Source organism: Pedobacter sp. T50_32, from assembly GCF_057652195.1.
Map to the genome: position 1 here is coordinate 678,511 of NZ_JBYFBY010000002.1, position 22,859 is coordinate 701,369.

18 protein-coding genes and 1 pseudogene are annotated in these 22,859 nt (G+C 37.5%); 3 read left to right on the forward strand and 16 right to left on the reverse strand.

The annotated features are described in order from the left end of the window. Positions 1-33: 33 nt before the first annotated feature. The 13 genes and pseudogenes from AC23ME_RS08335 to AC23ME_RS08395 form a co-directional block, all read right to left on the reverse strand. The gene (locus tag AC23ME_RS08335) at positions 34-1,428 is read right to left on the reverse strand and encodes a sulfatase-like hydrolase/transferase (RefSeq protein WP_487727296.1); all 1,395 of its coding nucleotides are present in this window, start codon (positions 1,426-1,428) and stop codon (positions 34-36) included. Positions 1,429-1,516: 88 nt separating this feature from the next. Then, positions 1,517-5,605: a hybrid sensor histidine kinase/response regulator transcription factor gene (locus AC23ME_RS08340; protein ID WP_487727297.1), complete on the reverse strand. Its 4,089-nt coding sequence runs from the start codon at positions 5,603-5,605 to the stop codon at positions 1,517-1,519. 199 nt (positions 5,606-5,804) lie between these two features. After that, positions 5,805-6,287 carry a GNAT family N-acetyltransferase gene (locus AC23ME_RS08345; RefSeq protein ID WP_487727298.1) on the reverse strand — a complete coding sequence of 161 codons (483 nt, stop codon included), beginning with the start codon at positions 6,285-6,287 and terminating at the stop codon, positions 5,805-5,807. A gap of 138 nt (positions 6,288-6,425) precedes the next feature. Further along, a complete protein-coding gene (locus tag AC23ME_RS08350) occupies positions 6,426-7,019 on the reverse strand; it encodes a DUF1543 domain-containing protein (RefSeq protein ID WP_487727299.1) in 594 nt (197 codons plus the stop codon). A gap of 9 nt (positions 7,020-7,028) precedes the next feature. Beyond that, positions 7,029-8,744, reverse strand: a complete 1,716-nt coding sequence (locus tag AC23ME_RS08355; protein WP_487727300.1) for an FAD/NAD(P)-binding protein — start codon at positions 8,742-8,744, stop codon at positions 7,029-7,031. Positions 8,745-8,817: 73 nt separating this feature from the next. Next, entirely contained in the window at positions 8,818-9,267 is a 450-nt protein-coding gene (locus AC23ME_RS08360) for a ferritin-like domain-containing protein (protein ID WP_487727301.1), read from the reverse strand. Positions 9,268-9,481: 214 nt separating this feature from the next. Further along, on the reverse strand, positions 9,482-11,938 hold the full coding sequence (locus AC23ME_RS08365) for an outer membrane beta-barrel protein (RefSeq protein WP_487727302.1): 2,457 nt from the start codon (positions 11,936-11,938) through the stop codon (positions 9,482-9,484). A 35-nt stretch (positions 11,939-11,973) separates the two neighbouring features. Next, the gene (locus AC23ME_RS08370; protein ID WP_487727303.1) at positions 11,974-13,089 is read right to left on the reverse strand and encodes a PepSY-associated TM helix domain-containing protein; all 1,116 of its coding nucleotides are present in this window, start codon (positions 13,087-13,089) and stop codon (positions 11,974-11,976) included. 13 nt (positions 13,090-13,102) lie between these two features. Continuing rightward, positions 13,103-14,332 carry a DUF4374 domain-containing protein gene (locus tag AC23ME_RS08375; protein WP_487727304.1) on the reverse strand — a complete coding sequence of 410 codons (1,230 nt, stop codon included), beginning with the start codon at positions 14,330-14,332 and terminating at the stop codon, positions 13,103-13,105. Positions 14,333-16,047: 1,715 nt separating this feature from the next. Next, positions 16,048-16,740 (reverse strand): annotated as a pseudogene (locus tag AC23ME_RS08380) (carboxypeptidase-like regulatory domain-containing protein); the annotation flags it as partial. Positions 16,741-16,792: 52 nt separating this feature from the next. Beyond that, positions 16,793-18,010, reverse strand: a complete 1,218-nt coding sequence (locus AC23ME_RS08385) for a DUF4374 domain-containing protein (RefSeq protein WP_487727305.1) — start codon at positions 18,008-18,010, stop codon at positions 16,793-16,795. Between the two features lie 35 nt (positions 18,011-18,045). Further along, entirely contained in the window at positions 18,046-18,696 is a 651-nt protein-coding gene (locus AC23ME_RS08390) for a hypothetical protein (RefSeq protein WP_487727306.1), read from the reverse strand. 83 nt (positions 18,697-18,779) lie between these two features. Further along, positions 18,780-19,313 (reverse strand): RNA polymerase sigma-70 factor, encoded by a 534-nt coding sequence (locus AC23ME_RS08395; protein WP_487727307.1) that lies wholly within the window; start codon positions 19,311-19,313, stop codon positions 18,780-18,782. Between the two features lie 448 nt (positions 19,314-19,761). Here AC23ME_RS08395 and AC23ME_RS08400 point away from each other — a divergent pair, with 448 nt between their 5' ends. From AC23ME_RS08400 to AC23ME_RS08410, 3 genes are read left to right on the forward strand one after another with little or no spacing between them, the layout of a single operon-like run. Beyond that, positions 19,762-20,352, forward strand: coding sequence for a Crp/Fnr family transcriptional regulator (locus AC23ME_RS08400; RefSeq protein WP_487727308.1), 591 nt, complete (start codon positions 19,762-19,764; stop codon positions 20,350-20,352). 7 nt (positions 20,353-20,359) lie between these two features. Then, positions 20,360-20,677, forward strand: a complete 318-nt coding sequence (locus tag AC23ME_RS08405; protein ID WP_487727309.1) for a hypothetical protein — start codon at positions 20,360-20,362, stop codon at positions 20,675-20,677. Positions 20,678-20,703: 26 nt separating this feature from the next. Further along, positions 20,704-21,192 (forward strand): SRPBCC family protein, encoded by a 489-nt coding sequence (locus tag AC23ME_RS08410; protein WP_487727310.1) that lies wholly within the window; start codon positions 20,704-20,706, stop codon positions 21,190-21,192. Positions 21,193-21,261: 69 nt separating this feature from the next. On the opposite strand, the gene AC23ME_RS08415 is transcribed toward AC23ME_RS08410, so the two are convergent. The 3 genes from AC23ME_RS08415 to AC23ME_RS08425 form a co-directional block, all read right to left on the reverse strand. Next, entirely contained in the window at positions 21,262-21,744 is a 483-nt protein-coding gene (locus tag AC23ME_RS08415; RefSeq protein ID WP_487727311.1) for a hypothetical protein, read from the reverse strand. A gap of 144 nt (positions 21,745-21,888) precedes the next feature. After that, entirely contained in the window at positions 21,889-22,506 is a 618-nt protein-coding gene (locus AC23ME_RS08420; protein ID WP_487727312.1) for a Crp/Fnr family transcriptional regulator, read from the reverse strand. 1 nt (position 22,507) lies between these two features. Beyond that, on the reverse strand, positions 22,508-22,738 hold the full coding sequence (locus AC23ME_RS08425; RefSeq protein ID WP_487727313.1) for a hypothetical protein: 231 nt from the start codon (positions 22,736-22,738) through the stop codon (positions 22,508-22,510). Positions 22,739-22,859: the final 121 nt, after the last annotated feature.

Sequence of the window (22,859 nt, forward strand, 5' to 3'; positions counted from 1 at the left end):
TGGTTAATTTTTATTAGTTAAGTAGTTCAATTTTTAAGGATATTTCCGCTCCATTTCACGTCCTACTACTTCCATTTTATGTTTCATTAGTTGATTGCTATCGCCATAATCGCTAAACCAATGCGGTTTATCCATTTTTTGCTCCCACTTTTTTAAATCTCGAAGCAGTTCCTGTACTTTTTTTGGGTACTTTAAAGCTAAATTAGTAGTTTCTGAAGTATCTTTTTTGAGGTCAAACAGTAATAAAGGGTTATCTCCTGCTTTGATGACTTTCCAATTATCTTTTCTAACCGCAGCTGCAATTCCCCTACGCCAAAACAAAGCTTCATGAGGCTTCTTTAAATTATTTCCATTGATAAAAGGAATCAAATTTCTACCATCAGGAATGAATTTCTTTACAAATGTCCCATTCGAAGCTGCCACAGTGGTAGGCAAAATATCCAATGATGAAACCATATTATGGTAAACTTTACCTTCCCGAACTTTTCCAGGCCACTGCATTAAAAATGCCACACGAATTCCTCCCTCCCATTTAGAACCTTTTAAGCCTCTTAACTTACCGTTATCTGCACTGTTATTGGTAGCCGCACCATTGTCATTAATAAAGAAAACCAATGTATTTTCATATAGGTGCTGCTCTTTCAATGTCTTCATCAACTTACCAATGTTTTCATCTAAAGCTAGCATCATTGCAGCGTAAGCTCTTCTTCCTTCTGGCAGGTGTGCAAATTGTTGCATCAATGCTTTCTTGGCGTTCATAGGTGTATGTACAGCATTGTATGCCAAATACATAAAAAATGGATTAGTCTTATTTTTACTGATAAAACCTGATGCCTTATCGGTAAACATATCAGTAAGATAGGTTACTTGGCTTTCAGGAACTATTTCGCGATTATCAAACAACATTGTTTCTCGAGATGGCACCTTATCGTAAGCAAAAAAATTGCGATGGCCACCTATAAAACCATAAAATTCATCGAACCCTCTATTAAGCGGAAAATAAGGCTCAGTATCGCCTTGATGCCACTTACCAATGGCAATGGTACGATAGCCATTAGCTTTCATCTGGTTACCAATAGTTGGAATATTAGCAGCTAAGCCTATATCTGAAATATTATAGCCTTTTACAGGCTTGGAAGAAGTGTTGTGTTCAAAGCCAAATCGCTGTTGATACAACCCCGTAAGCATTGCAGCCCTAGATGGCGCACATACCGAAGCGGTGACATAGGCGTTGGTAAATAATGTTCCATTTTTTGCTATTTGATTAATATTTGGAGTAGGAATTTCTTTGCCACCATAACAGCCAAAATCTGCATAACCAGCATCGTCTACAACAATTACAATAACATTGGGCTTGCGCTGTTGTGAATAGGTTTCAGTTGTAGCGAATAACAATAGCAACAAAAATATTTTGTAATATCTCCTCATTTATTAATCAGCCTTGATGATTTCCCTCAAAGATTTTTAAAATTATCTAGCAGATGGGGGTACAAATTAATCTAATAGGGGTGTATTTTTATTGATTATCGTTGTTACCAGCCTCTCCCACATAATCAGACGGAGCTAAATTAAATAGTTTCTTAAACTCCTTACTAAAGTACTTCCTATCATTAAAACCTACAGAATAGGCTACTTCGGCTACACTTAAATGACCAGTTATTAGCAGTTGCGCTGCTCTTTTTAACCTAATAGACTTTATAAAATCGGTAATAGAAAGGTCCGTAAGTGCCTTAATTTTTTTATACAGTACTGTTTGGCTCATTCCAATTTCATCTACTAAAGCAGAAACGTTAAATTCTGGATCTTCCATCTTTCCCTCTACAATCTGCATCAACCTACTTAAAAACCTTTCTTCTGGCGATGATGATGAGGCGATCTTAGTAGGCGTTAGCATTAACTCCTTATTGTATTTCGCTTTTAACGCATTTTTAGAGCTTAATAGGTTTCTTACATTCAACTCTAAAACTTGTATGCTAAATGGTTTCGTGATATACACATCTGCCCCCGATTCTAGACCTTGTATTTGGTGTAAATGCGAAGCCATTGCCGTTAACATCACTACTGGAATGTGATTGGTTCTTTCTTCTTCCTTAATTTTTCTGCAAAATTCATTTCCATCCATTATTGGCATGGTAACGTCGCTAACAATCAAATCTGGAATGTTTTCTACAGCATACTCCCAACCCTCAGCACCATTTACACATCCTATTACGTCGTAATGTACTTGTAGAGATTGCATAATAAACTCCCGCAGCTCATCATTATCTTCCACTACCAGCACATGTTGCTTTTTAATTTGTCCTTCTTCATTTAAATTTGGCACAGCAGCGGGCTCATTTGGCAAATGCAGATCATCGATCTTCATTCGTTCTACGGATAAGTTCTCTATCTTTTCAGCAAATTCTTCTTGTGAAAAGTGCGCTGTGCCTTTTAAGATAGATACGCAAAACTCCGTAAATCCTGCCTTTTCATTGGTAGCCATTTCACTTTGCACCGTAATTTCACCTTTGTGCAGATCTAAAATATTCTTCACCAAGGCCAAGCCAATGCCCCATCCGGTTATTTGCTGGTCTTGATTTTTAATTTGGTAGAAATTGGTAAAGATATGGTCTAAATGTTCTTGAGACATTCCTTTTCCCGTATCATAAACTTTAATTTGAATATGACTATCAACCTCGTCAACAATTAACTTAACTGTGCCGCCAGAAGGTGTATATTTAAAAGCGTTTGACAAGAGGTTGAAGACTACTTTCTCCATTTGAGATAAATCTACAAATGCACTAAGCGGTGGTTTCTTTGCCTCAAACTGGAAGTTGAGATTTTGATTAGCCGCTTGATCTTTAAAAGCCTCGAACACATCTTTACAAAAAGCAACCAAATCAGTTTCTACAACTTTTAATTGCAAGTTTCCTGTTTCTATCTTTCTGAAATCTAGCAGCTCTTTAATTAGCCTTAATAATCTGTCGGTATTGTTTTTTATAGCGTTTAGCTGCGTATTTAATGAAGGATTTTCTTTAGTAATTTCAATCAGTTTCTCTAAAGGAGCAAAAATTAGCGTAAGTGGAGTTCGAATTTCGTGAGATATCCGTGTAAAGAAGTCTAACTTACTTTGGTAAAGGTCTTGCTGCTGTTTATAGTTAAGTTGCTCGTAATGTAGTTCGGTTTCTAAGCGCTCCTGTCTTCTTAAAAACCTGTTGATATAATACCAAGCCACTACAAAAACTATTGCGTAAATTAAATAAGCCCACCAAGTTTTCCATATTGGCGGCAATACTTTAATCTCCAGCCTAGCAGGATTGGCATTCCATAAACCGTCATTATTACTGCCTTTTACCAATAAGTGATAGGTACCAGCGGGAAGATTGGTATAAGTTGCAGAGGGAATACCAACCTCGTTCCAGTTGTCCTCAAATCCTTCTAGTTTATAAGCATATTTATTTCGCTCTGGCTTTACATAATTTAAGGCCACAAAATCAACCGTAAAAATGTTCTGGTTCGCACTGAAAGTTATTTTAGGGGCAAAAGAAATGTCTTCTTCTAAAATTCCATCCTCACCTCCTACTTCTACATCCTTATTAAAAAGACGTAATGCCGTAAACACTACAGCAGGCTGAGTTTTATTGCTAGAAATATTTTGTGGTTTAAATGAAACCAAACCATTATAACTACCAAAATAAAGCGTTCCGTTTGGTGCCTTGTAGGCTGCGTTGTAACTGAACTCGTTACTTGGTAGCCCATCGCTCACATAGTAGTTTTTAAACGTTGCCTGCTTGGTATCAAATTTAGATAGTCCCCTATCCGTGCTTATCCAAATATTACCTGCATCATCTTGTGCCATACCTACTACATTATCGCTAGGCAAGCCATTTTTAGTAGTATAATTGATGAATTTATTTTCTTTTGGAAGGTATTTCGACAAACCGCCACGATGCGAACCAATCCAAATTTGATGAGCTTTATCCTCTAAGATACAATTGATATAGTTAGATTTTAAGCCGTGTTTATCTTTTGAAAAAAGTTCGAATTGATTTTTGTCTTTTCTTAAAATATTCAATCCATCTGCAGCACCAACCCAAAGGTTACCTTTCGAGTCGCCAAGCATTACACGAATATAATCACTACTGATCTTGAGACCTTTCGACTTACTGGTTACTCTCGTAAAATTCTGTTGATCGTAATTGAATAAGTTAATTCCTTTTGACGATGTACCGATCCACAAACGTCCTCGTTGATCTTGCGCAATGCTACTCACATAGCCATGACTGATACTTGTACTGTCTTTTGGATCAGGTTTAAAATGCTTAAACGTACCATTAGCCACATCAAAAAGTTCCAGTCCGCCTTCGTACAAACCTACCCAAGTTAAACCTCTATTATCTTTAAATATGGATTTTACATTATTAGACCTTATGCTAGATGGATTTGAAGGATCATTCCTGAAATTTCTAAAAACTCCAGTTTGCGTATTCATGTAATCAATACCAGAACCTTCTGTTCCACTTAAAATATGTTGATGGTCTATCCCGGCTATTACACTGATAATATCATTACTGATGCTATTTCGGTACTTGCTGTATTTATAAACATCGAACGGAACAGCATTTTGATGAACTACGCTGATGCCTCCAAAATTGGTACCTACCCATATCGATCCCTGATCATCTTCGTAAAGATCTTTAATGGAATTATCTATCAGACTTTTTCGGTTTTCCGAGTCGTGCTTGTATACCGTAATTTTCCCAGTGGCTGGATCGAATATGTTCAACCCATTCATCGTTCCTATCCAGAATTTTCCGTCTCTTGCTATGATGATTTTTCTGATGAAATTATTGCTTAATCCGCTTTGGCCAGCAGAGTTTTGCTGTAGGTGCGTAAATATTTTTCTCTCCGGATGATAAATACTAATTCCGTTTCGTTCAGTTCCGATCCATATATTACCTTTTTTATCTTCTACAATAGTCTTGATAGCGTTGCCGCTTAAACCACTAGGTACTGTTGCTTTGTAAAAAAAATTGGTGAATTGATATTTGTCCTTTCCCAAAGGTTTCAGAACTGTTAATCCAGTGGTAGTTCCAACCCAAATATTGCCTTTGCTATCTTCAAAAATGGCATAGACTTCATTTCCAGCTAATCCATCTTTAACTTGAAAATTTTTGAATTTGCGAGATTTGGCATCAGCGATCATACTTAAACCGGCATTGGTACCAAACCACACCTTTCCATTCTTCGTTTCGAGAACAGTTAAAACCGCATTTCCAATTAAACTAGAAGGATTTTTTTCGTCGTGATATATTTTTTCGAAGGCATCTATTTTTGGCTGATAGTAATTTAAACCTTTTTGGGTACCTATCCACAGGTTCTCTTCCTTCGATTTAGCAATGGTGTAGATATAGTCATCTGCACTGATAGAATTGCTCTTGCTATCATCGTGACGATATACTTTAATGTTTTTGCCATTATATCGGTTAATTCCGTCTCTGGTACCAAACCACATATAGCCACGGCTATCTTTTGCAATAGAAAGCACCGTACTTTGCGATAAACCTTGAGAAATGGTGATATGGTCAAACGACAGCTGTGAAAAAGCAAGCAAAGTGCTTTTCAATAACAAAAATAACAGAAAACAAAATTTCCGCAGCTGCATCTAACCAGAGTAAAAGTTTATATTTAGAGTACAATAATAAGAAATCGTAGGTTTAAACCAATTGGTTGGCGCTACAAATCAGGTCTTAATCTAAATTTTCTTATAGCTGTGATGTTTGTCTATGAAGGGAATTTATCACAAGAAGGTCCATTTTAGACACTTACAGTTCTAAAATCATCCACAATGTGCAGGCATAATGGCCCGAATTTCCCATTGGAGCCACTAATTTTTTAAATCCAGCTTTCTCGTACATTCCTACGGCTGTAGAAAGTTCAGGAAACGATTCGAGGTAAACTTGCGTATAGCCAAATTTGCGGGCAGAAGCAATGCTTTGTTCCATAAGTTTTCTGCCCAAACCTTTCCCTCTGGCTTCTGTAGAAAGATAAAATTTCACTAACTCTACACATCCATCGGGCAAACCTTCTGTTGGGTAAATGCCACAACCGCCTAACAACTGTCCATCTTCTTCCGCCAGCCAATATCCTGCTCCTTTGGCTTGAAATAATTCATAAAGTGCATCAGTTGTGGGATCGGTATATACCGTACCTGGTCTATCAATTTTAAATTCTCTAAATATTTTACGGATTAATTCTGCAATGATAGGATTATCATCTTTTCTAATATTTCTGATGGTTAGCGGCATAGTTTCGTAGGTTTCATTGTTAAACGTCTAAGATAGCACTCTTCGCTTAAAACTGTTTAATCGCTATAAAATTTGACAAAACTTACCGATAAAAATCATCTTATAAAAACAAAAGCAGCCCATAAGAGCTGCTTAATTTCAAAGTCTATCTAAGCGGAAGTATCCTAAATGGATTTCATCTGCTACTAAATTTTCTGTAGGCAGTAATCTGATGCCATATTTTTGGACTAGCTGAGGATGCCAAATATCCTCGATGCGGTGGATCTCATCTACATCGATGCCATATTTCTCATCAATGTGTGCATTGGCTCCTTTTACACCAACAACAGACGCTTGCTTAAAAAAAGCAGCTTTTTTAGCTCGCTGTGTTGCTTCGGCTTTATCGGCACATACCGATAGCAAAGTGTAATGTTGCTCCTCTAACCTGCCAGCAGTATAGCCGCCCAAGTTGATGAAAAATAACCTATGTGCAGAGACCTGTTCATCACCGTTTTTTGGGTAAACCTCCACCTTATAACCTTCAACAGCTGTAACCTCTCGCCAACCATCAATATGCAGGCTTTTGCCAGCCTCGGGCCAAAAGGCATGTAACTGAGGAACAAGCTCGGCCAAAGAATTTGCCACTCCAAAGAAAAAATCGTGCTGTTCTACATTCCTTCCCTCAGCTTTTGAACCCAAGAGTAGCATATACAATTTCAGCGTAGTAGTGTTTTCTTTTTCAATTACTTCCATTACCTAATTTTAATTAACATTTGCTGCCATTAGTGCTGCTGTAATTCTGGCAGCCGCAGTTTCACAGAAATCTAAGCCAGAGTAGTCTGGATTGTAACCTCCAATAAATGGTACAGCCATTATATAAATTCTTGGGTTAAGCGCAAAATACTTGTCTACCACTTGAAAATAATCGTTAATAGCCAACCCTGGCACCCTTAAATAGTAGTTACCTTGGTGGTCTAATTCAATATCTTGATTTTCGGAAGCCATTTTAACAGCCATTTCTTGATTGCGGAAGGAAAGTCTCGCCGGAGCAACTGTATCGTTTTCCTTTAAACTTAAATAAGGTATTTCATCGAAAGACAGGTGAGGTTGGCCAATGCAATCAATAAATGTAAGGTAACGCGTGGTTTTACCCTCAATTTCATATTCAACACCGCCTTCTTCAAGTGGCCTTACTTCGCTATTTTTGCCAACGGCTACCAATTTTAAGATGCCAGCATCATGTAACGCCAACAATTCTTCGGCAGAACTTTGTGGCACAAATGCTATGATTAGCGAAATTAGCGGCATCAATGTTTGTTTCAGCCTAATCATATCTTCAGCAGAAAAATATTTGGCAGGATAATTTAAGGTGTAACTTAAACCACACAGCATTTCTTTCCAGTGCACCGACTTATGCTGACGAATGGATTTTGCGGCTTCCTTATATTCGGCCCTGAAAAGCTGAAACGGGTCTAACCTTTCCCTTAAAGACATCATCCTATCAATAAATTCTTCAATATTTAACGAAGCAATTTTATTGTAAAACTCTGGATCTGCCTCTGCCAACGGCTTTTTAAATTTTTCTTCGAAAACAAGGTCAAGTGGTACAAAACCGTTGTTTTTTTCTCTTATCTGACGAATTTCTTCTATGTCAAATAAACTATCCTTACCTAAAATGGGTTCATCCAAATGGAAGCGTATACCTGGAAGCAGCCCCTCTCTTGAGTGCATAACGATACTAAAATTGGCATTTTCTTCATTAAGTAAGTACTGAAGCACGCCCTCAGCAGAGCGCTCATAATGCCCATGCTGTCTGGCCAAAGTGCGCAGCGCATCAATTGCAGTTAACGAAGCGCCACGTATTGCTACAGGATGATTAAATATCTGTTTCAGTTTTACTGGCGGATAGGGAGAATCGAAATAGCCAGAGATTTTACCTTCATGCTGCTTAGGCCAAAAATGTCCGGTGCAAAGAATAACACTTTCAAATCTCATTTTTTTTCCATCAGCAAACTTGAGTTCTATATGCTCAATCGAAGGCATATCTAGGATATCGACCACTTCTGCACCGTAAGTTACCTGTAGTGCAATACCTGCTTCAATTGCTTTTTTTTGTAGTAGGCGAAACTGATCAGAAAGGTATTGTCCGAAAAGCAACCTAGGTAAAACCTGATATTCGTGGAAGCGATCTAAATCAATATTGAAGCGAGCAAGCGTATCTGGATGTACTTTTACAATCCATTCGTTAATTGATTGCTCCAGTCTCGGAATTTCGTTCCCTGAAACGTTAGTTACGTGTTCCTCATTAGCGCCTTGACTACTATAAGGCATGCCAGCGCCCAGTTGCTGCCCCTTTTCGAAAATATGTACGCCGAGCTGATTACCTCCTCCGTCGATCAATTTTTTTAACATAAATAGACCACTCGGACCGCCACCTATAATGGCTACCTCATGCGCTTTCTTTGCATCCTCGATCATAACTTATTATTAAAGCGTTATTGCAAAAAGAAACCACCCCAAATGAGGTGGTTTCTTTTTTGCTTATTTTCCACTACAATTTAGCTGCGTCTCTTAAAGCTTTGATGCTATCGTGAGCGGCTAAAATATCTTGCGATTGCTTAGATACAGTTTCCAAAGCCTCGCCTTGTAAGCCTCCATCTGTTAATGCAGTTTTGTAGGCTTTTTTAATAGCATCCTCTCCTCTTTCTGCTTCCGAAAGAATACTCTCTCTGTCGGAACCACCGAACAATGCTTTTACATCAATCCAAGCTCTGTGTAAAGTTCCAGCAACACTGTTTCCGGTTTCTGGTTCGCCCGCTCTTACGGCTACTATGGCAGTAAGTTCTTGACTAAACTTGCGACTCTGCGTAGCGTATTCTTGAAATAGTGCTTTTAGGTCGATATTTTCATCGTTAATATCTGCTAATGCCTTTTCAAAGCCAGCAATTCTATCGTTGTTAATCTCTATCAGCTCGTTAAGTACTTGATTTGTATTTGACATGTATTTATACTTTTAAGTTCAAAAAAATTGGTTATTAACCCTTTTAATTATAGGATTTCGACCAATAGAACACGGCAGTATAAATTTTGTTTCAGGTAGTTCAGGAAAAAAACATTTACGTGAAAAAGACTGCCGAATGTTTACTTCGCTGCACAGTTTACGTACTTAGAATATCATACTCAACTATGATCGATGAGGATTTCCATAACAGACTCTATTTTATCCTGTTTTGAATATCCTCACTACCAGTTTTACGAGTTCTACTTTCAAATTGCTTTCCAAATCTGTAGGTAAATGAAAGGATTGCCCTTCTACTATCAATCCAAATTCTGCTATACATGTTAATATTTTGATAGCGGGTGTCGTTTCTGTAATTATTGGTTTGAAAAATATCGTTGATGGCTAATTTAATGCTTCCTTTATCGTTCAATACACTTTTTTGAAAAGCTGCCGAAACTGCCCAATAAGACCTCTCGGTAATAATTCCGTACACAGATGCAGAATTGTAGAAAGCATTTAACTCTGCCCCAAAACCTTTGGCAATTTTGAAGGAGTTTTGTGTATTTACGTTAAAACTAGTCTGCTTTTTCTGCTCATCGGCCAAATCATATTCGTTTCGAAAAACATTGGCAAAGTTGGTTCCCGCCCACCATTTAAAATATTCCATTTGTGCAGTAAAACTGACACCATAGTTCATTAAACTTGGTAAGTTTTGCGGAGCTTCAAAAGTAGTGTTTGTCGCGTCATTCTGCCCCGTTACCCAAGTAATTACGTCATTTGTTCTACTATAATTTAAAGATGTAGTAAACTTGCTTTTAAATACGTGGCTAAATACAATGTTCTGCGTTAGCTCTGGCTTCAAATATGGATTTCCTTCGTAGTACAAAGATGGATCTCTGAACATACGGAAAGGATTTAAGGCACTGTAATTTGGTCGCTCTATTCTACGGCTATACGAAAGCTGTACTTGATTATTCGTATTCAAATTTTGATTAACTGCCACATTTGGAAACAACTGAAAATAATCTCTGGTGAATACCGTATTTGTAGTGATTTGATTTCCGTTAGTGTTGGTATATTCGCCACGCAAACCAGCTTGAATTGAAGTTTTACCAAGCTCTGCCATTAAATTTAAGTAAGCCGCATGAATTTGCTCTTTATATCTGAAATGGTTACTCGAAGTTGCATCAAATTGCCAATCATTATTCGTAAACTGATGATAAACCAGATTATTATCTGCCGCAATGAAAGAACTTTTTGCACCAGCTTCTAATTTAATCTGCTCGTTTAGCACATCGGTATAATCTATTTTAGCCACATAAACATCTGTTTTTGCTGGTACAGTTCCTCGCCTTCTTGCTAAATCTCCATTTGGAAAATCAGCATTTGGACGGGTATAAGTATCTAAATTAAGATTAGAACTGAAACGATTAGGCGCAAAATCTATGTCTGCAGAAAACTCTCTACCTTTTTTTGCAAAGCGATGTAAGTAGTTTAAATTATAGGTTAAACTTTCCCAACTCTGCTTATCGTAATTTTGAGTGAACATCTCGCTTAACAAGGTTCCTTGGCTATTTCTAATGAGGTTACTCGTCTCACTGTCGTGGATATATTTACCTAAATTCCCGTTCACTAAAAGTCCGATGACATTATTGCTATCAATCTCGTAGTCGATACCTACACGAAAGTTGTGCGTATTTAAAGGCTCATTGGTTTCAGTACGTTGTGTTGAAGTTCTTGAAGTAGCCACCTGACCATCTGCAAAACGTCTAATAAAATCTAGATACTCCGTTTCGCCACGATATGCATAGTTATAATTTCCGTAAATATTGAAATTGGAACTACGATAATTTAAGTTAAAACCACTACCATATCTAGCATTACGACCAGCACCGCCATTAGCAGTCACAGAACCGTTTAAACCCTTCACTTGGTTTTTCTTCATCACAATATTAATGATCCCTGCATTTCCAGCAGCATCGTATTTAGAAGAAGGACTGTTAATAATTTCTATCTTCGAAATTGACGAGGAGTTAGTTGCCTTTAACAGCACAGCAAGTTCTGTTGCGCTCAGGTAAGTCAACTTGCCGTTCATCATTACGGTTACGCCCGTTCTCCCTTTCAAGGAAATTTTACCATCACTATCAATCTTCACACCTGGTGCTCTTTCCAATAATTCGAGTGCAGTATTCCCTTCTGCTAAGATGCTATTTTCTACATTTAAAGTCATCTTATCCATGCTTTGCTCAATCACTTTTTTCTGACCGCTTACTGTTACAGTGTTTAGCTGTTTAGCATCATCCGCCAGTTGAATTTTAGCAAACTCATGAATGTGTTTAGCCTCGTTAATGTGAAAAGCAGGCGCTGTGTAATTGATATACCCCATGCTAGAAACCACCAATTTGTAAGTTCCAACAGGTACATTGGTGAATAAAAATCGTCCAACTGAATCTGTAAGTACGCCTTTAAAAATTTTCTCATCGCTTTGTTTTAAAGCTACTGATGCATATTCTATTGCTTTACCCGAACTCGTTTTCACTATACCAGAAACATTGCCTTTATGTTGTGCAAAGGCTGTTTGAGCGAGAAGTGAACAAATAACAAGGCTTAAAATTTTTCGCAAAGAGATTTTCTTAACAGCCAGTTTGGCTGCAACGCAAGTACTTTCCATATAATTGATTTTAATTATTTGATGATGAGTATTATTTAGGCTGACGCTGTTTTTTTCTTTTTCGATTTCTTCTTTTTACCCCACCAAATATAGAATCCTGTGACTGGTAAGCTAGCACAAATTAAGCTGGCAACGAAATAGATAATTTTAGTTGTTAAACCGCCAATTTCGCCGACGTGTAATCCGTAGTTAGATCTTCTAATCCACGATGACAGGTTTTCATCTCGAAGACGTTTAGTTGAGGCGGGTAATTCTTTAAGTGTGTACTGATCTAAATAAACATCTCTCCAAGTGCCTTGATACATATCTACGCACAAATAAATGGCATCAGAAGCTGCTTCTGGAAAGTTTACGATAATTTGATCGTTATTATGCTCACCAATTTCTGTAACACCTTTGTACCAAGCTTTGTCTACCTGTTCCAACATATTAGTTTTTAAATTAGTTGTAGTATCAGATACCGCCGCTATTCTTTCCCATTTTCCCTCGCCTCCTGCTAACCAAACTACACTATTATTAAACCAAGCAAAACTCATCATTAAGCCAGTAAATGCGAATATGATAGAAACAATAATGGCGTAAAAGCCTAGAACATTATGTAAATCGTAATTAACACGTTTAAACTTGGCATCCCATTTTATTTTAAAGCTTTTATTAAAATTGGATTTTTTAAAGTTTTTTGGCCACCATAAAATCAATCCACTAATTAATAAAAAGAAGAAAATGGCTGTAGCCCATCCTGTAACTTGGCGTCCAATTTTTTGAGGTAGCCACATATTGTAGTGGCCATCCTCAAAAAAATGAATAAAATCATGTAATTGTCCAATTGCAACAACTTCGGCCGTGTAAGGATTAACGAACACTGTAGAATCCATTTCGTGTATTCGGAAACGTGCCGACATACCTTCTCCATAATACCAAACAGATTCTATTTCCCTATTTGGCACCGCTTTCTCAACAGCTTTGTATAGCATAGACGGAGGTAAGGTTTTAGCTCCATCGGTATACTCTACACGTGTAAAAGGCGATAAAAACTTGTTGATTTCTACTTTAAAAACTAGCACACAACCAGTAATCCCCATCACAAACACCACAATTCCAGACACTAAGCCGAACCACAGGTGTATCCATGCATTTATTTTTTTAAACATACGATGAACAGGCTTACTTCCACTTATCTAAGCGAAGCAGAAAATCATATCCAGCTCCAAATGTGGCTCCCTTACTTAAAGCAGCTGTTGTAGGGTCATATTCCCAAATTGCACTAGCACCATTACCAGCATTTAACATGATGTATCCCTTGCCATCTTCCACTACCACAGCTTGGATATAGATATCTCCATTATCTGTTGGAAGGTCTAGTTTTTTAATTACAGTACCAGTTCTTACGTTAATTACAGAAAAATAGCTGTCCCATTTGTAGTAAAAATCTGGTTTAGAACGATCTGCTGGTATTCTAACACGAGCAATTGCTTGGCCATTACCTAAGTACCATAATGCTTGGATCGAGTGTCCGTTAGATTTAGAAGAGAAATCAAAGCTATAGGTAGCGTCAATATCATCTGAGCCATTTTTGATACGATAAACTAGAGAACCTGCATCATAATCCCAACCACCTTCTGGAACAGTTGTGAAATAAATGTCGTTGTTTTCATCCTTAAAAGAATATGGCGTAAATATAGTTGGTCCACCTGGCCATTTTGATTTAGAATCTTCGCTAACTTTATTAATTGCCATTGTAGGATAGCTGATTGCTGCCACCAATACTTTTGCATAAGCCGGATTTGGCCAAGTACCTAAATGACCATAACCTAAATATATCTTTCCTGCACGATATTCTGCAAAGCCTACACCGAATTTACTAAAAGTTGCATCTGGCGAAGCTGGAAGAGCTAAACTCCCGTTAGTAGCAGACAATGTGGTTGCATTGATGATAGAATAATTAATTTTAGATTGATCGCCATTGGTGCCGAATACAACGATGGTATTATCATCAGCCCAAACATGTGATGAAAAGCTTGACATTCCAGCGTATTGAACCTCTCTATCAATTACCAACAAATCATTTTCAACACGATATTTCCCCAGTTTACTATTGTTAGGATTAAAACTGTAGTAAATTCCGTTTTTATGGATCACACCTTGATCTCGCATCGTATTCGAAACATTAACACCCTTACCTTTAAGATCAATTGTACCCGATTTTAAATTAGATATACTAGTGATGTAGTAGGTAGTGTTTGGCCATGCTCCAGCTTGCATCATTATGCCGTATTTTTTTTCGCTGTCTTCTGGTGCTGTTGTTTCATCTTTGCTTTTGCTACAAGCAGAAATAGCTGCTGCCGCAAAAAAAGCCATGGTAACAACTAATGTGTTTCTAAATTTGTTTAACATGATTATTTAAGGTTTATAAATTATTTAATGAAGTATCTTAATTTCACAGCTATCGAACGTCCAGGTTTTTGTAGCATGTAATTATCATAAGCTAGGTTATCAGTTAGGTTTTTAAGCTCTAAAGAGATGTTATATTTACCTTTTTCGCGTGAGTAGGTAATTACAGCGTTATGAACGTATTGCGTTGGAATAGTAGAGTTTCCCTCTAAATTACCTTGTGATTTCCAGTATAAGTAAAACCACTGAACGTATTGTGTGTACCAATTAAATTGGATAGAAGCATCTTTACTCAAAAAATTATTTTTCTGAAGCGTGATATCTGCGTTTCCATAGAAATTTGGAAGGTTAGGAACTGGATCTAAATAAGTGATGTCTGGCGTTGTAGAATTGGGTTTAGAAAATCTGGTGTGATTAATTGAGTTTTGATAGCTTGCGTTTACTCCTACAGATAGAAAATTTTTATAATTATACCTTACCTCACCATCAATTCCATTTACTTTAACATTACCCTTATTTGCATATCGCCTTTCGTTAATCACAAAAAATATATAATCTCTAACATCTCTCAAAAAAAATGCTCCTTCAAAAAATAGACGATGGGAGTTAATTGTTTTTCCGTAGTAGGCTCCAAAATTGATGTTATCACTTTTCTCTGGCTGAAGATCTAGGTTTGGCACCGTAGGAACACCATTCCCAAACATTTCTGTGGCTTCCTGTAATCGGTAAGCATGCTCATATGAAGCTTTTACACCTAAATTATTCGATATTTTAAATCTCGATGCAATACCATAGCCATAGTAATTAGAAAAATTACTTTTATCGCTATAAGTCATTGCACCATTATTATCAAAACTTAGCGCCTGACTTTGTGCCGTTCTAAGACCGAAATACTTACCAAAGAAAGTATTTGTTAAACGGCTATCAATTAGCGTTTGTTGATAAGACAATCCCGCAATTTGCTTTTCGAGTGTACTAGGAATATCATCTCGATCTTGAAGCAATTCGTTATACGACTTGTTTTGGATATGATCGAAGGTATAGTTTAGGTTAAAAGAGTGGATAGGGTTTAATTCATAAGTTAAATTACCACGGGCATAGGTTCTTGGTCTTGAAATATTTAACAACCTTTTTGCTCCACCCGTTTCCGAACCCGATTTGGGGATATAAGTTCCGTTCCAAGAATATAATCTGTTTGCCGTATCGGTTGTAAGTTGTTTATCTTCTGCATGTGAACCGAACAAGCTCAAGTTAAGTCCTTTTGTAAATAGATTATCTTTGCGATAACGTACCGAAGTATTAAAAGCATTTCCTGTTCGCTTCATTTTACCAAATACTTCGTCTTGTCTAATACCAGTTTGTACTTGTTGGTCTAAATCACTGTAAGAAGCACCAATAAAGAATACATCAGCCCATTTTTTACCTGCTACTCCTAATTCTACTTGAGCCATACGAGCACTGTATTGATCGTTAAATCTCCTGTGATCTTCTTTTAAGTATTCTTCTACAGTTGGATTCCAAACTTCTACACCTTTCATTCGATAGTTGTTATCAGAATAATTGTAAAAACCACTTGCTTTAATAATAAGTCCAGAAGTTTTGTGTTTGTATTGCCCGGTTAAAGCGGCTCTATTGGTATTCCAAGAACCAATGCTATAACTTGCATCTAAATAATCAGTAACCGACTGATTGGTAATGACGTTAATTGCTCCTCCCAAAGCATCAGCTCCAAGTGCAACCGGAACCACGCCTTTGTAAATATCAATTTGCTCGGCTAGATTTACTGGAATATTGTTCAAACTCATGGTGCTGCCCATTACGTCAGCAGGAACACCATCAATAAAATACCTGATTGATCTTCCTGATAATCCGTTAAGCGAGAAATTGAAGTTGGAGCCCATTCCCCCTTCTTCTCTAATTCTAATACCAGTGGTACGGTTCAATACCTGATTTAGGTCTGAGGTAGTATTTGCATACTGACGTGTATTAATCGAATTAACATTAAATTCGGATTCTTTCTGCTCACGAACTTTTGTTTTTCCTGTTATTTGAACGTCTTTTAGCTGCCTCGCATCTTGTTTCAAAACAAAGTTGATAACAAGTTTTTCATTAGATCCCACGGTAATGCTTTTAGTTTGGCTAATCATCCCGATATAAGATACTTGCAGGATAAATGTTCCCTGCGGTAGTTTTTCGATTACAAAATTCCCAGAATTGTCGGTGATGGCACCTCGGTTCAGCGATTTGATAGATACATTGGCTCCAACAACCGTATTGTTGGCATCCTTTACTACACCACTAATGGATGATGATTGCGCAAATGCGAAAGAAGAAAGGAAAAATAAGGACAGGCAGAAAAATAATTTACTTACAGATTTCACTTTAAAGGGTGTTTTTAATGTAAGTAGCACAAGTCACCTCTTCCCGAAGGTGAAAAACGAAAAAATTTAAAATTAGTCTAAATTAATTTAACAGACGATCTATACGAACGATAAAAGCCGAAACACCTCCCAACTGTAAACCCTTGGTTAGGCTGTCAGTTTTTAGGTCGTATTTCCAGATGTAGTTACCATCTGCAGAAGAGTTTATGGCGATGTAAACAATATCACCACTAACCAAAACACATTCCTTTCTTGTTCCTTTATCTAAAGGCAAATCAAGCTTTTTTATCACTTTTTGATTGATAATATCCAATAAGTAAAACTCGAAATGTGGCGTACTGTAATGATCAGCAAGACCTTTATACAAATCCTTGCGCTCTGAGCGAACAATTGCTTTTCCGTTGCCAATATACCATAAACCATAAGCATGATTTTTAATTACCGACGAAGAAAGGTTGAAAAAGTAAGTTGGATCTACTTTTGAACTTTTGGCTTTAATTCTAAAAATAGCCGTTGGCAAGTCGCTTCGGTTACCCATTGCAATGCCTGGACAAGACATATAGTAAAAATCGCCATTCTCGTCTGTAAATTCGTTGTGCTGCACATTGTTTACACCTGCCGGATAAGTTGACCTTATATCTTTCTGAAGGCCAATATTTTTCATTGTTGGATAAGCTAAGCTAGAAATGTAGGTGGTATCGCTAGTTGTGTAGTTAGCTCCTTGTATAGGTGGGTGAAAAGTATAACCTACAAAAAGTGTATCTTTTCTTTTTTGCACAAAACCGATAGAAGTAGATGCATATTTGCCTTTTGGCTTCTCTATGTCTAATGATCCGGTAGTGATCGTTTTCATCCCTTTGGTATCAATCAGATAATATTTTGCATCATTAGATTGATTATTCAAACCGCTTAACAATAAAGTATCTTTTCCAATCCATAAAAAATTCTCTTCATTATAATCTTGCAATCGCAAATGCGCCATTGGAGAAAGCTTGCGATCTTTTAAGATGTATTTAGTTAAAATATCTGATTTTCTTTGCAAGGAGTAATAATATCCATCTTTAACGATGATATTCCTAGATATAGTGTCGGGTAAAGCTTCGGTTATTTCTTCAGGCTTAATTAAACCTGTTTCCAAATCGTCGGTAGTAACAATATATTCCTTCATATCTGTATCCATAATATGAATACTATATTTTTCTGGATGACTTGTTGAAGATGAATTTTTACAAGCTACAAAACAAAGAATGCCGAACAATACATTAATAAAGTTTAACTGTTTGGCAATGCTTGTTTTCATGGAGTGTATAGGGTCGTAAAGAAGATGAACTATTGTTAAATATCAAATTCTTGAATTAACTTTTTCTGAATAACTGGAGGTAAACTAATCAAATTTCTTTCATTTACGATAATTAGCCCATGATTTCCAGATTTACTATTAAGGATGATATAAGTTTGCCCCTTCTTCAAATTGATCTTGTTTTTTACACCATCAAACTTTAGTTCGATGTCTTTTTTTGGGGAGATCAAAATACTTCCTGTAAGATCTATCACACCATTACGCTCATTAATCTCTGCAGAAGTTTCTGGCCCAACGGCCAAGCTGTATTCTTTAGAACTGATATGATTGACTTTTAATGCAGATTTGTTATGAAAGGCCACAAATTCTACAGCCTTATCATCATTTCTTCCGAGATAATAAAATGCAGAACCTAAGGCAGCAATGAATAAAGTTGCGGCAATAGCTCCTTTCCACATGTAGTAAGATGCAGGTTTTAGTGCTTTTACTTTCGGTTCATCCTCTGAAGGTAAAACAGTTGATAAATCTTTCCAAATTGTACCTTTAATTAAATCTTTATCCTGTTCAGAGTGAAATTCTAACTCCTCTACCTCACTATTCATCAGCCAATCTTCTACCGCTGCACGCTCCTGGGGCGTACATAAACCGTTATGATATTTCTCTAAAAGATCGGCGTTTACTTTCATCAACCTAATTTATAACACAAAACTAATATTTCTGATGCTTTTAAAGAGAAGTAGCGCTAACATTAATTTTCCGTAAGTGCATTTTACTTTTTATTGAAGATAGCCAATTTCTCCTTTAAGGTAGTCATAGCTTTAGTGATATGATATTCTACAGCCCTTTCAGAAATCACCAGTTTTTCTGCAATTTCTCTATTAGTAAACCCTTCCTCTCGGCTCATTTTGTAAACCCGTTTACATTGGCAAGGCAAGTTATCTACTAACAAATCTACATTATCCTTCAATTCGTTAAACAACACTTGTTCTTCCGTACAATTACTAGAATTAACACAACCTTGGTAGTTAAACTCATCTATTTTCTGGCGGGTAGTTTTGTTTCTAATAAATTCGAAGGTCTTAAACTTCGCAGAGCGGATAAGGTAATGCCCTACATTCTCTAGTTCTAAACTTTCTCGGCGTTCCCAAAGGGATTTAAAAATGTCCTGAACCATTTCTTTAGCAACCTCAACATCACGAATGTTATTGTAGCAAACAGCGTAAACTTTCTCCCAATAGCGATGGTAAACATCCTCAAATGTCTTTCGATTTATGGCAAAAATACGATCTATTTCGGTTGGCAAACTACAGTGATTTTTGACAAATATACTCTTATTTAGATTGATTATAAACAAAAAGCCGCAGAAATTATAAAAAGATTATGAAACCGTTTTAAGCTATATCTTAAATAAAAAGGACTTAAAGATATTTCGGACAGAAATATTGGTATCACTATAGCCAACAGTGCTTGACGGCTATTTGTGGTGAAAATCACTAACCGTTTGAAAATTAAAGGCCATCATCGACAATTTTACCATCGCCCTGCTATTCTTTTGAGACTTATATCGGTTAGTGTAAACTTAACACGCAAACTGAAAAGCTTAACACCCACTTAACAAGCGGGGCTTAGCTTTGTGCTATAAATATTTGGTTAGTATTTATTCATACAGTTTAGGTTAGTTGATACGAAGGTCCCTGGCGGATACCACGGACCTTTGTTTTTTACACTTCGAACATCTACAAAAAGTATACTTGGAAGCACCACATTTTTTAAAGACCATATTCAGGCAGCATAACTTCAGCAATGAAGAACTTGAGCTGGTTCTTGCTCAATACCAACGGTTGGAGTTCAAAAAGAACGATTATCTTTTCGAACAGGGACAATCTGGTAATTACTATTACTTTATGGAAATAGGTTTTGCCCGTTCTTATGCAATTGATCTGCGGGGCGTAGAAATCACAACCAAGTTCTTCGGCAGTGGCGACATCGTTATCGACTGGCAGTCTTACTTTCTTAAAACTCCCTGCCAAGAACCTATCCAAGCTTTAACATCCGTGGTTGCCTGGAAGATCTCATTCAGTGATTTTATGAAACTTTTTAAAATAGAAGCTTTCCGTGAGGTGGGCAGAACCAGACTGATCAAAAACTATTTTGAGCTAAAGAACCACAGCCTGTCGGCCATTACCTCAACCGCTGGTCAGCGGTACGAGGCGCTACTGAAGGACAAACCGGAAATTTTGCAGCAGGTAGCACTTAAACACATCGCTACTTATCTCGGCATTGCCGATACTTCATTGAGTAGGATTAGGAAAGAGATGGCTAAGAACAGACATAAAGTATAACCGTGCCATGGAAACACTGATCACTTATCCCGTTCCATTGTGGCTAAAACTATTGTTTTTAATCTCCATTCCAGCTCCTATTGTATTAAGTAGTCTATTGATCAAATCTGCCTTTAAAGGTAGCAGACGCTCAACCATTTTCAGCAATAGCATTGGTTTTCTACTCTGCTACGCCATTTATGTGCTGCTGATGGGCTACGCAGGACTTTTTAACATTACATTCTTCCCGCCAGTGGTACTACTACTAACTACCGTTCCCTTTGCCACTTTTTTGTTCGCTTATTTTTCTAAAACCCGATTATTCCGTGAGTTTATCCTACTTTAGCAATATTAGGAGTTATCGTACTCCTATTGGCCTTCGGACTATTCAGGGCTAGTAAACTTCAGCACATCGAAATTATAAGCACGGTTCATATCTCTGCTACGAAAGCAAAGATATACCCATTGATCAGTAGAATGGAAAATTACCCTAAGTGGTCGCCCTTTTTGGCGCAAGATCCGGAACAACAATACCATATCAAAGGTAACGATGGACAGGTTGGGGGCCAATTTCACTGGAATGGGAACAAGGGAAAAGATCTCGGTTACCAGGAGATCACCAGCCTATCTCCAGATAGCAGCATCAGCATCAGTTGCCATATCCAAAAACCGTTTGAGGCGAAACCCATTTTCAATTATAGCCTAAGAGAATCCGCTAATGGTACAGAAGTGAAACAGGTATTTAAGCTTAGCTCGGGTCTAATTGATGCCTTTTTTCTTTGGCTTTTCGGTGTTAAAAAAGAAATGGCTCAAACTAACCAGGAGGGGCTGGATTTATTAAAAAAAGCAGCCGAAAACTAAAAATCAGCTGCAAAATAGTGGAGAAGCTATCCTATGGGAGGCTTCTTTGCTGTTAATAAAAATCGATAATTAGAACCGCCAACCCAGATGGATGGTAGGAAACAGGAACCAAGCAGAGGGTTTGTACTCTTGACCATCATAACGGATTACTTTGGTATTGGTAGAATAGGAATAGGCCGCCCAAGGCATCAGGTAAAATCCTTTGATCTCTTCATCCTTATTATTGAAAAAGAAACGATAACCTATTCTAGGCCCGATATTAAGTCCGCTGTTTACGCTTGAAAATGAGCTACCATAGCTTACGCGATCCCAGGTATAATTCGCCTGAAACCCAATCAACAAGCCATTTTTTCTCTTGCTCAGCAAATAGTCTGTCTTCACATCTATCCCTCTGGAAAATACATTAAAAGCATCATTAGGCAAAAAGAAACCCGGCTGCTCAATACCGAAAGTACCAATGCTATGACGCCAAGCCCCATGGTTTACGCCCACATGCAATGAATAGCCCTTGAGCAGATAAGCAATTGGATCTGCCTCTACTTCTACAACCATTCGACCGTTTTTTTGGGCGCTGGCTGCAATCGCTAAAAAAACAAAAACTGTAGTGATCAGTAACGTTAGCCGCAATGTAAATGTTCTCATGTTTCCAAAACTAAGGGAACAACTGCGCAACCTAATTAACAAAAGATAAGAAAACTATTTATTCAAAATTCTTTTACGGATTCTGCTGAGGCTCACAGGTGTGATGCCCAAAAAAGAAGCGATGATTTGGTGTGGTACTCGGAGTAACAATTCTCCGTGCTCCCGTTCAAAAGCAAGATAGCGCTGCTCTGGCGAGTACATGATATGTGAAGTGAAGATACGCTGGGCATTGATAAAGCGCTGGTCGGCGATGAACCTTGTCAGGATATTCATTTTTGGCACCTGAAGATGCAAACTCTCAAAACCGTCTTTATCTATTACCAAGAAATGGCAGTCTTCCAAAGTCTCTAACACCTGTACCGAAGGCGTTCTACTCAGAAAACTATCATAACAGGAAGCAAAATGCCCTTCGCTGAAAATAAAGATCGTTACCGGATCTCCTTTTGCATCACTACAGTAAAGTCTGGCAATTCCCTTTACCAAAAAATATAGCTTCTTTTCTAAGTGCCCAATATCCGTTAGTACCGTTTTTGCTGGCACTTGTAAAAAAGAGAAAGCATCTGTTACTACTGCCCATTCGCTGTCGGTAAAATGTACCAAAGGCTCAACAGATTTCCGCAGCCGATCCAGCTGTTCAGCCTTGTTTTTCGCTGTTACAACAATATCTGTCAAATTAAGAAGCCTCCGACAATAAATTCACCTCAAAAGCTCTGTAGCTCAACATTTCGGCATTGTGGTTGATGTAAAGTGAAAGTTGCAGACGCTCGATCAGCACACGGGCCTCGTTAATAGCCCCAGGAAGGTCAATTGCTCCCCTAATTTCTATCCCACTAGGAATCAGCTTGAATTTATTCGGTTGGAATTTATCGATAAAACGTTGCAGATCTGCAGTTGCCTTTTTCATATATAGTATTTAATTCTTTAACCGCAAAAAAACATATCTCACTTTAACCAGAGATTGATTTAGGATTAAGAAAAAATCAAATCCCAATGTTAATTTTAGGTAAAGCAATCAATTAACATTA

Excerpts from the sequence above, each read along its gene's own strand:
- AC23ME_RS08375 (WP_487727304.1), bottom strand. The coding sequence starts at position 14,332 with ATGTTAAACAAATTTAGAAACACATTAGTTGTTACCATGGCTTTTTTT.
- AC23ME_RS08385 (WP_487727305.1), bottom strand. The coding sequence starts at position 18,010 with ATGAAAACAAGCATTGCCAAACAGTTAAACTTTATTAATGTATTGTTC.
- AC23ME_RS08415 (WP_487727311.1), bottom strand. The coding sequence starts at position 21,744 with ATGGTTGTAGAAGTAGAGGCAGATCCAATTGCTTATCTGCTCAAGGGC.
- AC23ME_RS08345 (WP_487727298.1), bottom strand. The coding sequence starts at position 6,287 with ATGCCGCTAACCATCAGAAATATTAGAAAAGATGATAATCCTATCATT.
- AC23ME_RS08370 (WP_487727303.1), bottom strand. The coding sequence starts at position 13,089 with ATGTTTAAAAAAATAAATGCATGGATACACCTGTGGTTCGGCTTAGTG.
- AC23ME_RS08390 (WP_487727306.1), bottom strand. The coding sequence starts at position 18,696 with ATGAAAGTAAACGCCGATCTTTTAGAGAAATATCATAACGGTTTATGT.
- AC23ME_RS08360 (WP_487727301.1), bottom strand. The coding sequence starts at position 9,267 with ATGTCAAATACAAATCAAGTACTTAACGAGCTGATAGAGATTAACAAC.
- AC23ME_RS08405 (WP_487727309.1), top strand. The coding sequence starts at position 20,360 with ATGGAAACACTGATCACTTATCCCGTTCCATTGTGGCTAAAACTATTG.
- AC23ME_RS08335 (WP_487727296.1), bottom strand. The coding sequence starts at position 1,428 with ATGAGGAGATATTACAAAATATTTTTGTTGCTATTGTTATTCGCTACA.
- AC23ME_RS08355 (WP_487727300.1), bottom strand. The coding sequence starts at position 8,744 with ATGATCGAGGATGCAAAGAAAGCGCATGAGGTAGCCATTATAGGTGGC.
- AC23ME_RS08365 (WP_487727302.1), bottom strand. The coding sequence starts at position 11,938 with ATGGAAAGTACTTGCGTTGCAGCCAAACTGGCTGTTAAGAAAATCTCT.
- AC23ME_RS08425 (WP_487727313.1), bottom strand. The coding sequence starts at position 22,738 with ATGAAAAAGGCAACTGCAGATCTGCAACGTTTTATCGATAAATTCCAA.
- AC23ME_RS08350 (WP_487727299.1), bottom strand. The coding sequence starts at position 7,019 with ATGGAAGTAATTGAAAAAGAAAACACTACTACGCTGAAATTGTATATG.